At 72.4% G+C, this 11,568-nt stretch carries 15 protein-coding genes; 8 read left to right on the top strand and 7 right to left on the bottom strand.

The genetic code is table 11. The features are described 5' to 3' along the window. The coding region (locus E2C06_RS33135; RefSeq protein WP_133292833.1) for a class I SAM-dependent DNA methyltransferase at positions 1-756 on the top strand (756 nt) is incomplete at its 5' end. Here the strand turns inward: E2C06_RS33135 and E2C06_RS33130 are convergent. After that, the gene (locus tag E2C06_RS33130) at positions 753-1,439 is read right to left on the bottom strand and encodes an RraA family protein (protein ID WP_165982830.1); all 687 of its coding nucleotides are present in this window, start codon (positions 1,437-1,439) and stop codon (positions 753-755) included. The genes E2C06_RS33135 and E2C06_RS33130 overlap by 4 nt on opposite strands. An 84-nt stretch (positions 1,440-1,523) precedes the next feature. On the opposite strand from E2C06_RS33130, the gene E2C06_RS33125 reads away from it, so the two are divergent. After that, a complete protein-coding gene (locus E2C06_RS33125; RefSeq protein WP_133292831.1) occupies positions 1,524-2,066 on the top strand; it encodes an ester cyclase in 543 nt (180 codons plus the stop codon). A 6-nt stretch (positions 2,067-2,072) separates the two neighbouring features. Here the strand turns inward: E2C06_RS33125 and E2C06_RS33120 are convergent, their stop codons facing one another. Then, positions 2,073-2,774: an SDR family oxidoreductase gene (locus E2C06_RS33120; RefSeq protein WP_133292830.1), complete on the bottom strand. Its 702-nt coding sequence runs from the start codon at positions 2,772-2,774 to the stop codon at positions 2,073-2,075. Between the two features lie 71 nt (positions 2,775-2,845). Between E2C06_RS33120 and E2C06_RS33115 the strand changes: the two genes are divergently transcribed. Continuing rightward, positions 2,846-4,018 carry an NADH:flavin oxidoreductase/NADH oxidase gene (locus tag E2C06_RS33115; protein ID WP_133292829.1) on the top strand — a complete coding sequence of 391 codons (1,173 nt, stop codon included), beginning with the start codon at positions 2,846-2,848 and terminating at the stop codon, positions 4,016-4,018. A 129-nt stretch (positions 4,019-4,147) separates the two neighbouring features. On the opposite strand, the gene E2C06_RS33110 is transcribed toward E2C06_RS33115, so the two are convergent. From E2C06_RS33110 to E2C06_RS33100, 3 genes are all read right to left on the bottom strand, one after another. Then, positions 4,148-4,561: a septal ring lytic transglycosylase RlpA family protein gene (locus tag E2C06_RS33110; RefSeq protein WP_133292828.1), complete on the bottom strand. Its 414-nt coding sequence runs from the start codon at positions 4,559-4,561 to the stop codon at positions 4,148-4,150. A 165-nt stretch (positions 4,562-4,726) separates the two neighbouring features. Further along, the gene (locus E2C06_RS33105; protein WP_133292827.1) at positions 4,727-5,152 is read right to left on the bottom strand and encodes a DUF1810 domain-containing protein; all 426 of its coding nucleotides are present in this window, start codon (positions 5,150-5,152) and stop codon (positions 4,727-4,729) included. 79 nt (positions 5,153-5,231) lie between these two features. After that, the gene (locus tag E2C06_RS33100; protein ID WP_133292826.1) at positions 5,232-5,483 is read right to left on the bottom strand and encodes a hypothetical protein; all 252 of its coding nucleotides are present in this window, start codon (positions 5,481-5,483) and stop codon (positions 5,232-5,234) included. Between the two features lie 150 nt (positions 5,484-5,633). On the opposite strand from E2C06_RS33100, the gene E2C06_RS33095 reads away from it, so the two are divergent. Genes E2C06_RS33095 through E2C06_RS33085 form a run of 3 tightly spaced genes read left to right on the top strand, consistent with a single transcriptional unit; the run spans position 5,634 to position 7,788 of the window. Beyond that, positions 5,634-7,019, top strand: a complete 1,386-nt coding sequence (locus E2C06_RS33095; RefSeq protein ID WP_133292825.1) for a replication-associated recombination protein A — start codon at positions 5,634-5,636, stop codon at positions 7,017-7,019. Beyond that, a complete protein-coding gene (locus E2C06_RS33090) occupies positions 7,016-7,390 on the top strand; it encodes a CrcB family protein (RefSeq protein WP_133292824.1) in 375 nt (124 codons plus the stop codon). The genes E2C06_RS33095 and E2C06_RS33090 overlap by 4 nt, the downstream gene beginning before the upstream one ends. 26 nt (positions 7,391-7,416) lie before the next feature. Further along, positions 7,417-7,788 carry a lipocalin-like domain-containing protein gene (locus E2C06_RS33085; RefSeq protein WP_165982829.1) on the top strand — a complete coding sequence of 124 codons (372 nt, stop codon included), beginning with the start codon at positions 7,417-7,419 and terminating at the stop codon, positions 7,786-7,788. Between the two features lie 11 nt (positions 7,789-7,799). Here E2C06_RS33085 and E2C06_RS33080 read toward each other — a convergent pair whose 3' ends face one another. Together E2C06_RS33080 and E2C06_RS33075 are read right to left on the bottom strand one after the other, a co-directional pair. Next, positions 7,800-8,249 (bottom strand): septal ring lytic transglycosylase RlpA family protein, encoded by a 450-nt coding sequence (locus E2C06_RS33080; RefSeq protein ID WP_133292822.1) that lies wholly within the window; start codon positions 8,247-8,249, stop codon positions 7,800-7,802. A 28-nt stretch (positions 8,250-8,277) separates the two neighbouring features. Continuing rightward, positions 8,278-8,709, bottom strand: a complete 432-nt coding sequence (locus E2C06_RS33075; RefSeq protein WP_241671588.1) for a septal ring lytic transglycosylase RlpA family protein — start codon at positions 8,707-8,709, stop codon at positions 8,278-8,280. A 289-nt stretch (positions 8,710-8,998) separates the two neighbouring features. Between E2C06_RS33075 and E2C06_RS33070 the strand changes: the two genes are divergently transcribed. Both E2C06_RS33070 and E2C06_RS33065 read left to right on the top strand, forming a co-directional pair. Continuing rightward, positions 8,999-9,988: an RluA family pseudouridine synthase gene (locus E2C06_RS33070; protein WP_133292821.1), complete on the top strand. Its 990-nt coding sequence runs from the start codon at positions 8,999-9,001 to the stop codon at positions 9,986-9,988. Between the two features lie 6 nt (positions 9,989-9,994). After that, the coding region (locus tag E2C06_RS33065; RefSeq protein ID WP_133292820.1) for an AsmA family protein at positions 9,995-11,568 on the top strand (1,574 nt) is incomplete at its 3' end.

Genomic DNA, 11,568 nt, shown 5'->3' with positions numbered 1-11,568 from the left:
CGCGAGGCCGGCGATGCGGCCGGTGCGGCCGCGGCGGCGGCGGCGGCGCTGGACCGCGCCGGGGATGCGCCGGACCTGGCCGGGCAGGCGCGCTTCCTGCTCGCGGCGCTGGGCGCGGCCCCGGCACCGGACCGGGCGCCGGCCGCCTATGTGCGCGACCTCTTCGACCAATTCGCCCCGCGCTTCGAGGCCGAGCTGACCGGGCGGCTCGATTATCGCACCCCGGCGCTGCTGGCGGGGCTGCTGGCGGAGACCGGGGTCGTGCCGCGGCGGGCCTTGCGGGTGCTCGATCTCGGTTGCGGCACCGGACTTTCGGGCGCGGCGCTGGCCGGCTTCGCGCGGCGGCTGGAGGGGCTGGACCTGTCGCCCCGCATGCTGGCGGAGGCGCGGAAGCGCGGGTTGTATGACGCGCTGCACGAGGCCGACCTGCTGGACTGGCTGCCGGGGCGGCCGGGTGGCTTCGAGCTGATCGCCGCCGCCGACGTGCTGAACTACCTGGGCGACCTGAGCCCGGCCCTGGCGGCGGTCGCCGGCGCCCTGGCGCCGCGCGGGTTCGCCGCCTTCTCGGTGGAGGCCGGGGCGGGGGCGCCTTTCGCGCTCGGCGAGGCGATGCGCTACCGCCATGACCCGGTGCATGTGGCGGCGCTGGCCGGGGCGGCGGGGCTCGATGTGCTGGCGCGGGCGGACGCGGTGCTGCGGACGGAAAAGGGCGCGCCGGTGGACGGCGCGCTGTTCGTCCTGCAGGCGAGGGTCTAGCCGCCGATCACCGTGGCGCCCGCCATGATCGCCCGCAGCTTGGCGGTCTCGGTGGCGCCGGCATCGACCGCGGCGACCGCCTTCACCTCCGCCGCGCGCACCCGGTCGAGCGCGGCGAGCACCGCCTCGGCGCGGTCCTGCGGCACCACCACGACGCCATCGGCGTCGCCCACCACGATGTCGCCGCTGCGCACGTGCACGCCGCCGCAGACCACCGGCGCGCCGACCTCGCCCGGGCCGTTGGCGGCCGGAGAGGTGGGCACGATGCCGGCGGCGAAGGTCGGCAGTCCGGTGGCGACGATGCCGGCGCGGTCGCGCGCCAGGCCATCGGTGACGAAGGCGGCGATGCCCTTGTTGCGCATCAGCCCGATGACGATGTCGCCGACCACGGCGGTGGCGCGGTAGCCGTCATTGGCGACGATGACGACGTCGCCGGCCTCGGCCTCCCCCAGCGCGCCGAAGACGCCGACAACATCGGCCGGATAGGCGAAGGCGGTGAGCGCCGGGCCGACGAAGGATGCGGTCGCCGCGTCCATCGGCTTGATCTGCCAGTCCATTGCGCCGCGGCCGTCCATGGCATCCACCAGGTGCGAGGTCTGGGCGCCGCGGAAGCGCTCGAGCAGCGCCGGGTCGGGCCGGGCATGGCCGCGATGAATTTTCAGCAGGGGCGGATTGTCGAGCATGGCGGCGTGCTTCCCTTGGGTGGGAGGATGCTCGCCCGCCCGGTGCCCCGACGCAATCCGCGCCGCACCCCGAAGGAGGACGCCATGCCCCACGACCTCGCCGCCCTGTGGGAGGCACATTGCCGGCACGAGTTCGAGACCCGCGACGTCGACGCCACCATGGCGACGATGGTGCCGCAGCCCTATGTCAACCACATCCCGACCATGACCGGCGGGGTCGGGCACGACCAGCTCAAGCGCTTCTACAAGTACCATTTCGTCGGCGCGAACCCTCCCGACACCGCGCTGGAGCCGGTCAGCCGCACGGTGGGCGAGAACCAGCTGGTGGACGAGATGATCTTCTCCTTCACCCACACCTCGGAGATCGACTGGATGCTGCCGGGCATCCCGCCGACCGGGCGGCGCGTGGAGGTGCCGCTGGTCGCCATCGTCCGCTTCGCGGGCGACAAGCTGGTGCACGAGCACATCTACTGGGACCAGGCCTCCGTCCTGGTGCAGGTCGGCCTGCTCGATCCGAAGGGATTGCCGGTGGCGGGCGGCGAGACGGCGCGGAAGGTGGTGGACAATGGACTGCCCAGCAACACGCTGATGGCGAACTGGGCGAAGAGCGAGGGCAAGCCGCTGTAGCCAAGCCTATTCCGCGTAGATCATCTTCCGCGTCATCCCGCCGTCGGTGACGAATTCCGCGCCGGTGACGAAGCCGCTCTCCGGCCCGCAGAGCCAGGCGACCAGGGCCGCCACGTCCTGCGGCCGCCCGACCCGGCCGGCGGGATGCTGCGCATGATCCTCGGCCGCGAGCGCGGCGCCCCTGGTCTCGATCCAGCCGGGGCTGACGCAGTTCACCCGCACCTCGGGGCCAAGACTCACCGCCAAGGCATGGGTCAGCGCGACCAAGCCACCCTTCGAGGCGCTGTAGCTTTCGGTATCCCGCTCCGACTGGTGCGCCCGCGTGCTGGCGATGGTCACCACCGCGCCGCGCGCGGCGCGCAGCATCGCCTCCGCCGCGCGCACGAGCAGGAAGCAGCTGGTCAGGTTGGTGCCAAGCACGGCGTTCCACTCCGCCAGGGCGAGGTCGCGCAGCGGCCTGCGGATCATGAAGCCGGCATTGCAGACCAGGGCATCGAGCCGTCCCTCCGCCGCGGCGATGCCGGCGACCAGCGCCTGGACCGCGGCTTCGTCCGACACATCGGCCGCGACGCAGCGCGCCGGGTGGGGCGGGCGCGCCAGGTCGCGGTCGGCGATCACCACGCGCCAGCCATCCGCGGAGAAGCGTGCCGCCACCGCCGCGCCGATCCCGCGCGCGCCGCCCGTCACCAGCGCCACCTTGTCCGCCATCCGCCCGCCCTTCTTCCCAGTTGCGCCCGGGCCTGTAGCATGGCCCGCGAATGCCGAGAGGAAACGCAGGAATGGCCGGACCGCTGCTGTTCACGCCGATGCAGATCAGGGGCGTGACCCTGAAGAACCGCGTCGTGGTCGCGCCGATGCACCAGTATGCCGCGGTGCGCGGCTTCGCCACCGACTGGCACCTCATGAATGCCGGGCGCTACGCCGCGGGCGGCGCCGGCCTCATGATGGTGGAGAGCACCAAGGTCGAGCGCCGCGGCTGCGGCACCATGGGCGACCTCGGCCTGTGGGACGACGCCTTCATCCCCGGCCTGGCGCGCATCGTCGAGTTCATCCGGGCGCAGGATTGCGTCGCCGGCATCCAGATCGGCCATTCCGGCCGGAAGGCGCGACGCTTCCGGCCCTGGGAGGGCGGTGCGCCGCTGACCCGCGACGCCGTCGTGGAGGCGCTGGAGCCCGCCGAGTGGGATGCCTGGGACCTCGTCGCTCCCTCCGCCGTCAACTCCCCGGACAGCGACCCGCTGCCGCGCGCCCTGTCGCGGGAGGAGGTGAAGGAACTCGTCCTCCGCTGGGGCCAAGCCGCCCGCCGCGCGCATGAGGCGGGTTTCGAGGTGCTGGAGATCCATGGCGCGCATGGCTACCTGATCCACCAATTCCTTTCGCCCTTCTCCAACCGCCGCAACGACAAATATGGCGGCAACGGACTGGGCCGGATGCGCTTCTGCATCGAGGTGGTGGAGGAGGTCCGCCGCCATTGGCCGCAGGACAAGCCGCTGTTCCTGCGGCTTTCGGTCGAGGACGACGTGGGCTGGGGTCCGGCCGAGAGCGTGGAACTCGCCAAGCTGGTCAAGCCCAGGGGCATCGACGTGATCGACTGCTCGTCCGGCGGGATGTCCGGCGCGCCGGTCACCAGCGCCGGCCCGATCGGCTATGGCTACCAGGTGCCCTATGCCGAGCGGTTGCGGCGGGAGGCGGGGATCCTGTCGATGGCGGTCGGCCTCATCGTCCATGCCGACCAGGCCGAGGAAATCCTGCAGAAGGGCGAGGCCGACCTGATCGCGCTGGCGCGGGAGCTTCTGTACAACCCGAACTGGCCGATGGACGCGGCGCAGAAGCTCGGCGTCGACCCGCGCTTCGCGCTCGTCCCGCCTGCCAGCGCCTATTGGCTGGAGAAGCGGGCGCGGCAGGTGAGGACGATGGTGCCGAGCACCTATCGCGAGCGCCTGGAAGCCTGATCCGGGAAGCAGCCTGGGCAGGGAAATCCGATCCTCCCCAGGTTCTACCCGTCGTTTCTGAGCGGCGGTCTTTGCCGCGCGGCGGCGGCCGACGTCCGGACGTGGGAAAAGGACGCGGGTGCCGCGACCTCAGCGCGCCGCGGTTTCGGTCGGGGCCGAGACCGGCTTCACCTCGACCGGCGCGGTGCCCTTGTGCTTCAGGCCGATCTTCTCGGCGACCTTTGGCGTCACGTCGACGACGCGGCCCTTCACGTAGGGGCCGCGATCGGTGATCCGCACCCTCTGCGACTGCCCGGTCTCAAGGTTGGTCACCTCCGCCACCGAGCCGAGCGGCAGGGTCTTGGACGCCGCAGTATTGGCTCCGGGGTCGAAGCGCTCGCCGCTGGCGGTGCGCTTCCCCTCGAAGCCCGGCCCGTAATAGGAAGCCTCGCCGCGCTGCGCCGGCGGGCCTGAAGCTTCGGGCTGCGGCGCCGCCGGTGGTGGCGGGGTGGAACAGGCGCCAAGGCCGAGCAGCAGCAGGGCAGGGGCCGCGAGGCGATGCATGCGTTTTCTCTCCGATCCGGTGCGGTCCCGGATGGGGTGACGCCAGCGGCCCTGGTCGGTTCGGCGCTGCAAAGCGGGCTCGCGCCGAATTGTGCCTGAAGCGGATCGCCATCGCGCGGCACCGTCCGGATAGCGGGAGCGGCTTTGCAAACGATCCGAATGTGCTTAGCCCTGCAGCAATTCCAGGGTCCTTGGGTCCTCCACGCCAGCGTAGTAGCGGTCAAGCGCCATGCGGAAGAGTCCCTCGCCCGGCTCGGCCGCGGCGAAGAGCGTCAGGCAGGAGCGGAATTTCTGCGCGTCCACGCTGCCGAGGATCTCCTCCGCGCTGCGGCCTTGCACTGCGTTGACCAGCGCGGTGCAATCCCTGAGCCGTTTTCCCAGCACGGGATGCGCGAGATAGGCCCGCGCCTCCGCCAGCGTGACGAGGCCGTAGTGCTGCGCCATGGCGCTTTGCCCCAGGCCGCGCAGCTGCGGGAAGACAAACCACATCCAGTGGCTGCGCTTGCGGCCGGCCAGCAGTTCGGCGCGGACCTGGTCGATGACCGGGTCCTGCGCGGTGACGAAGCGGCTCAGGTCCATGCTGTCCGGCATCCGCCGATCCTCCGTCGCTTGGGCCGGTGTCGAGCCAACGATCCACCGGCCGGATCTGGCCACTCCGAGTGATCGCGGGCTATCGCGCGTCGGTCCAGGCTGCTGCAGCGCCCAGCGTCAGCGCCGCCCCCTGGGCGATGGTCGGCGGCAGCCCGAGGCCGGCCAAGGCAACGAAAGTGCTGAACTGCCCGAGGAAGACGAGGGCACCGAGGTTGAGTGGCGACAGAATTGTCAAGGCATGGCCGCCGAGGCTCAACGCCGCGACCAGGCCGGCCAGCAGCGCGAGCAGGATGAAGGCGCAATGTGGCGCGAGCGCGTTGAAGCTTTGCATGTTTTCACAACGCAGGGGCAGGCGGCCGGTGCCACGGCTCGCCGCTGCGTGACGCCCGTGCCGAAGGGACTCCGCGGACAGGGGAGCCGGGAGCGCCGGCGACAAGCGCCGGGGCTGCCCTCGCCATCCGCCGCGGGTTATCGTGGCCCGATGGCCGCCCGTCCCCGCCAGACCCCCGTATCCGCTTCGGCCGGCTCTCCCGCATCCGCGCCGGACGACCTGTTCGGCCCGCCGCCCGGCGAGGCGCCGACCTCCGCCGATGCCGGCCCGCGTCCGCTCGCCGACCGGCTGCGCCCGCGCGCGCTGGAGGAGGTGGTCGGGCAGGACCACCTGGTCGGGCCGGAGGGCGCGCTGACGCGCATGCTGGCGCGGGGCTCGCTCGCCTCGCTGATCCTCTGGGGCCCGCCGGGGGTCGGCAAGACCACCATCGCCCGCCTGCTGGCGGAACGCGCCGGCCTCGCCTTCGTGCAGATCTCGGCGGTCTTCTCCGGCGTCGCCGATCTGAAGCGCACCTTCGACGAGGCGCGGCTGCGCCGCCGCGCCGCGCAGGGCACGCTGCTCTTCGTCGACGAGATCCACCGCTTCAACCGGGCGCAGCAGGACGGCTTCCTGCCGGTGGTCGAGGACGGCACCGTCACCCTGGTCGGCGCCACCACCGAGAACCCCTCCTTCGCGTTGAACGGCGCGCTGCTGTCGCGCTGCCAGGTGCTGGTGCTGCGCCGGCTGGACGACGTCGCGCTCGACCTGCTGCTGACGCGGGCGGAGGCGGAAGCCGGGCACCCCCTGCCGCTGGATGACGCCGCGCGCGCGACGCTGCGCGCCATGGCCGACGGCGACGGCCGCTACCTGCTGAACCTGGCCGAGCAGCTTGCCGCGCTGCCGGAGGGCACCGCGCCGATGGACCCGGGCGCGCTGGCCGAGCTGCTGGCGCGCCGCGCCGCGCTCTACGACAAGGACCGGGAGGAGCACTACAACCTCATCTCCGCCCTGCATAAATCATTGCGCGGCTCCGACCCGGATGCCGCGCTCTACTGGTTCGCCCGCATGCTGCAGGGCGGGGAGGACCCGCGCTACATCGCCCGCCGCCTGACCCGCTTCGCCGCCGAGGATGTCGGCATGGCCGATCCGCGCGCCCTGCCGCTGGCGATCGCGGCCTGGGAGACCTACGAACGGCTCGGCAGTCCGGAAGGCGAACTCGCGCTTGCCCAGCTCGTCGTCCATCTCGGCACCGCGCCCAAGTCGAATGCCGTTTATGCCGCCTGGGGCGCCGCCCAGCGGGCGGCCAAGGAAACCGGCAGCCTGATGCCGCCGGCGCATATCCTGAACGCGCCGACCAAGCTGATGAAGCAGCTCGGCTACGGCGCCGGCTATGCCTATGACCACGACGAGGAGGAGGCGTTCAGCGGCGCCAACTACTTCCCCGACGGCATGCCGCGCGCGAGCTTCTACCGCCCGACCGATCGCGGCGCGGAAGCCGCGATCCGCGAGCGCATGCAGCATTGGGCGGCCATCCGCGCGAGGAAAGTGAAGCGTTGAGCGCGCTCGGCTGGCCGTCCCTGCTGCTGGTCGCGGGTGGCGGCGCCGCCGGATCGGTGCTGCGCTACTGCATCTCGATCCTGGCGATCGAAACGCTCGGCACCGCCTTTCCCTGGGGCACCCTGGCGGTGAACGTGCTCGGCAGTGCGGCGATCGGCGCGCTCGGCGGCCTTGGCATCTCGGGCGAGTGGCGGCTGCTGCTGGTCACCGGCCTGCTCGGCGGCTTCACCACCTTCAGCGCTTTCTCGCTGGAAACCGGCCTGCTCTGGCAGCGCGCCTGGTGGCTGGCGGTGGTCTATGTGGCGGCGAGCCTAGCGCTGGGCCTGGCCGCCTTCGCGCTGTGCTTCTGGCTCGGGCGCCGCAGCCTGTGACGCGGGGGAAGACGATGAAAGAGAAGATGATCGGCATCTGGCGCCTAGTGCAGGTGACGGCCCGCGATCCGGAAGGGCGGATCATTCCTTCCGAATTCGGGCCGACCCCCATCGGCACCGTGCAATTCGACGCGGAGCGCATGATGGCGGCGCTCGGCGACAGTCGCCCGCCCGCCGCGGGCGAGACGCGCTTCTGGGTCGCCTACACGGGGGTCTGGGATTTCGACGGCACGGTGCTCTCGACCCGGGTGGATGCGGCGCATCCGGCCAACAGGATCGGCACCGATCAGGTGCGGCAGGTACGGTTCGAGGGCGCGCGCGTCGTGCTCCAGCCGCCACTCCGGATGGTGAAGGGCGTGGTGAACCATCTCGAGCTGGCCTGGGAAAAGGTGGGTTAGCGGGGCGGAGCCTATCGCCCCGCCAGCCGCTCGTCCCTGTCCGGTACCCGGACCGGCTCGACCACCACGGGCGCCGTGCCTTCCTTCTTCATGTCGAGCTGCGCGGCGGTCTTGGGGCTGACATCCATGATCCGGCCGCGGGCATAGGGGCCGCGGTCCTCGACCGTCACTTCGGCGGTCCGGCCGTTGTCGAGGTTGGTCACCTTGGCCGTGGTGCCGAGCGGCAGGGTCTTGTGCGCGGCGTTGTTGGCGTTCGGGTTGAACCGCTTGCCGTTGGCCATGCGGCGCCCGTTGAACTTGGGTGCGTAGTAGCTCGCCGTGCCGCGCTGCGGCTGTGCCTTGCGCGCGCCCCCGGCGGCCTCGGCGGGGGCGGCAGGACCGGACAGGGCAAGAAGGAGCGCCGCGCCGGTCGCCGTGATCATCATGCGGGTCATGGCGGGGTCGACGCATGGCGCCGGCATGGGTTCCCTGCCGAAGTCGGCGCGCGGCTCAGCGCGCCTCGGCGACTTCCTCGTATTGCCGGCCGAGCGGCTGGGCGACGACGCGGGCCACGCCCGCCCGGCGCATGCCGAGCTCATCCGCCGTGCGCGGGCTGAGGTCGAAGATCCGCCGGTGCGAGAAGGGGCCGCGATCGGCGATGACGACCTCCGCCGTGCGGCCATTCGCCGTGTTCGTCAGGCGGACCCGGGTGCCGAAGGGCAGGGTGCGATGGGCGGCGGTATTGGATGCCGGGTCGAAGCGCTGGCCATTGGCCATCGGCCGGCCGGAGAATTGCGGGGCGTAGTAGGACGCCTGCCCGTCAAGGGCATGCCCGTCATCGATCCCGGCCGCCGCTGCCACGGGCAGCAGCGTCCGGTCGGCGGCGCCGAGGCCGAAGACCGCAAGCATTGCGGCAACGGCAAGGGGGGGTATGCGTGCCATGCCGCTGCAAAGACCCCACATCTGCGTGCGTGTCAAGTCAGGCCCCGGCCTGCCACATTCCAGTCAAAGTATCCCAGTCCCCGAAGTATTCACCGGAAGTAAAGAAAACTGCTTTACTGTTGTTCCCGGACAGACCATCGCGCGGCTCGACCTGCCGCGTTGACGCAAGCACCGCCGGGGTAACAGGCTGGACAGGTGCTGAAACGCGCCGCGATCGCCGCAGCTTGCCGCTTCTGGCCGGTGCCGTTGGTGCCATGCGCGTGGCCTTGGCCGTGCTATAGCGTCCGGCATGTCGATCACTCACCTCACCGTGGCGGAGGGCGAGGCGGATACCCGGCTTGACCGCTGGTTCCGCCGCCATTTCCCCCAGCTCACCCAGGGTGCGCTGCAGAAGATGCTCCGCACCGGCCAGGTCCGCGTGGACGGCAAGCGGGCCGAAGCCAATACCCGGCTGCAGGAGGGACAGGAGGTCCGCATCCCGCCGCTGCCGGAAGGGCCGAAGCCGGTGCCCGGCCGCTTCCCGGTCTCCCCGGAGGACGCCCAGGACCTCGAGCGCATGGTCATCTACCGCGATGCCAGCGTCATGGTGCTCGACAAGCCGCACGGGCTGGCGGTGCAGGGCGGGCCGGGGATCCTCCGCAACCTCGACGCCATGCTGGACGCGTTGCAGTTCGAGGCCGAGGAACGCCCCCGGCTGGTGCACCGGCTCGACCGCGACACCTCGGGCGTGCTGATCCTCGGCCGCACCGCGCAATCCGCCGCCTGGCTGGCAAAGGCCTTCCGCGGGCGGGAGGTCGAGAAGACCTATTGGGCCGTGGTGGTGCCGCAGCCGGAGCTGGCCGAGGGACGGATCGAGCTCGCCCTCGCCAAGGTCGGCGGCCCGCGCGGCGAACGCATGGTGGCGGTCGACAACCCCGAGGAGGGGCAGCGCGCCATCACCGGATTCCGCACGCTGGACGGCGCCAAGCGCCGCGCCGCCTGGCTCGAACTCAAGCCCCATACCGGCCGCACCCACCAGCTGCGCGTCCATTGCGCCGAGGGGCTGGGGACGCCCATCCTCGGCGACGGCAAGTATGGCGGCATCGCCGCGCATATGGACGGCCTGCCGAACCAGCTGCACCTGCACGCGAGGGCACTGCGGCTGCCGCATCCCGAGGGCGGGATGCTGGAGGCCGCCGCGCCCCTGCCGCCCCATATGAAGGAAACCTTCGGCTTCTTCGGCTTCGAGGCGCCGAAGACACCGAAGCCTCGCCACCTCGCCCCCGTCTCGAAGCGTTAGGGCCGCATGCCACGCGAAACCGCCTTCCCCGAGCCGCTGCCCGAGCCCCCCGCCCGGCGCCGCCACCGTCGCTGGCCCTGGGTGCTGGCCGCGGTGGTCGGCGTGCCGGTGGTGGCGGCCGGGGTCTTCCTCGCCAGCTTCGACCTGAACGGCCAGAAGCCGCGCATCGAGGCGGCGGTGAAGCAGGCGACCGGGCGGGACCTGACGCTCGCCGGGCCGATCGGGGTGAAATTCTCCCTCGTCCCGACCCTGACGGTGGAGGGCGCCGCCCTCGCCAACATGCCGGGCGGCAGCCGGCCCGAGATGGCCAAGGTCCGGCGGGTCGAGCTGGAACTCGCCCTGCTGCCGCTGCTGTCGCGCGAGGTCGAGATCCGCCGGCTGCGGCTGGTCGCGCCCGACATCCTGCTTGAGACCGATGCCGAGGGCCGGCCGAACTGGGACTTCGGCCGCCCGGCCGGCCCGGAGCCCGCCGCGACGACACCGCCCCCGGCGCCCGAGCCCCGCCCGGCGGAGATGGCCAGCCGGCGGCTGAACCTCTCGGTCGGCCGGGTGGCGATCGAGGACGGCCGCGTCACCTGGCGCGACGGCCGGACCGGCGCCAGCCGGACCCTCGGCATTCCCGGGCTCGAGGTCGTGGCCGATGGCGATCGCGGCCCGGTGCAAGGCCGCGGCAGCCTGACCCTCGACGGCGCGCCGATTGCGGTGGAAGGCTCGAGCGGCCCGCTGCTCGGCCTGATCGATCCCATCCCCGGCACACCCTGGCCGGTCCGCCTGACCCTCGCCGCCGCTGGCGCGACCGCGACACTCGAGGGCAGCATCGACCAGCCGAAGGAGCGCCGCGGCTGGAAGGCGGTGCTCTCCGCCGCGGTGCCGGATACCCAGGCGCTGGTACCGCTGCTGCCGGACGTGCCGCTGCCGCCGCTGCGCGACCTCCGCGCCCGGGTCGGCCTGGCCGATGCCGGGCCGGGGCGGCAGGCGCTGACCGGCCTCGACGTCTCGATCGGCGCCTCGCCGCTCGACCCACTGCTGCCCGGCCTGGCGCTGGCCGGCCTTACCGCGAAGCAGGCCGGGCCGGAGGCGCCGCTGGTCCTCGACGGCAGCGGCCGGCTCAACGGGGTGCCGGTGACGCTGAAGGGCACCACCGGCTCGCCCATGCTGCTGCGGCCGGGAACCGAAGGCCCACTGCCGGTCGACCTGGTCGCCACCGCCGCCGGTGCCTCCGCGACGCTGAAGGGGCGGATCGGCGACCCGCGCCGGATCGGCGACGTGGCGCTGCAGGTTGCGCTCGCCGCGCCCGACCTTGCCGCGCTCTCGCCGCTGGCCGGCACGCCGCTGCCGGCGGTGAAGGACCTCACCCTCGGATTCCAGCTCGCAGAGCGCGGATTCGGCTTCTCCGGCGGGGCGGTGCTGACCGGACTGCGGCTCGCCTCCTCCGCCGCCGATGCCGCGGGCGACCTGACCTATGTGGTCGGCATGCGGCAGGGGGTGCACGGCACGCTGGCCTCGCGCCGCGTCGACCTCGACGCGCTGCGGCCGCCGGCGGCCCCGGCCGCGCCCGGCGCGCCGGCGACGCCGCCCGT

It is taken from the genome of Dankookia rubra, assembly GCF_004355005.1.
GTDB classification, from domain to species: domain Bacteria; phylum Pseudomonadota; class Alphaproteobacteria; order Acetobacterales; family Acetobacteraceae; genus Paracraurococcus; species Paracraurococcus ruber_A.
Note: the sequence above shows the minus strand (reverse complement) of the source record. Positions and strands in the feature narration are given on the sequence as shown.

Bases quoted from the DNA above. Each gene is read 5' to 3' on its own strand.
- E2C06_RS33070 (WP_133292821.1), top strand. From the start codon at position 8,999: ATGTCGATCACTCACCTCACCGTGGCGGAGGGCGAGGCGGATACCCGG.
- E2C06_RS33075 (WP_241671588.1), bottom strand. From the start codon at position 8,709: ATGGCACGCATACCCCCCCTTGCCGTTGCCGCAATGCTTGCGGTCTTC.
- E2C06_RS33100 (WP_133292826.1), bottom strand. From the start codon at position 5,483: ATGCAAAGCTTCAACGCGCTCGCGCCACATTGCGCCTTCATCCTGCTC.
- E2C06_RS33130 (WP_165982830.1), bottom strand. From the start codon at position 1,439: ATGCTCGACAATCCGCCCCTGCTGAAAATTCATCGCGGCCATGCCCGG.
- E2C06_RS33125 (WP_133292831.1), top strand. From the start codon at position 1,524: ATGCCCCACGACCTCGCCGCCCTGTGGGAGGCACATTGCCGGCACGAG.
- E2C06_RS33120 (WP_133292830.1), bottom strand. From the start codon at position 2,774: ATGGCGGACAAGGTGGCGCTGGTGACGGGCGGCGCGCGCGGGATCGGC.
- E2C06_RS33085 (WP_165982829.1), top strand. From the start codon at position 7,417: ATGATCGGCATCTGGCGCCTAGTGCAGGTGACGGCCCGCGATCCGGAA.
- E2C06_RS33115 (WP_133292829.1), top strand. From the start codon at position 2,846: ATGGCCGGACCGCTGCTGTTCACGCCGATGCAGATCAGGGGCGTGACC.
- E2C06_RS33110 (WP_133292828.1), bottom strand. From the start codon at position 4,561: ATGCATCGCCTCGCGGCCCCTGCCCTGCTGCTGCTCGGCCTTGGCGCC.
- E2C06_RS33105 (WP_133292827.1), bottom strand. From the start codon at position 5,152: ATGCCGGACAGCATGGACCTGAGCCGCTTCGTCACCGCGCAGGACCCG.
- E2C06_RS33095 (WP_133292825.1), top strand. From the start codon at position 5,634: ATGGCCGCCCGTCCCCGCCAGACCCCCGTATCCGCTTCGGCCGGCTCT.
- E2C06_RS33080 (WP_133292822.1), bottom strand. From the start codon at position 8,249: ATGCCGGCGCCATGCGTCGACCCCGCCATGACCCGCATGATGATCACG.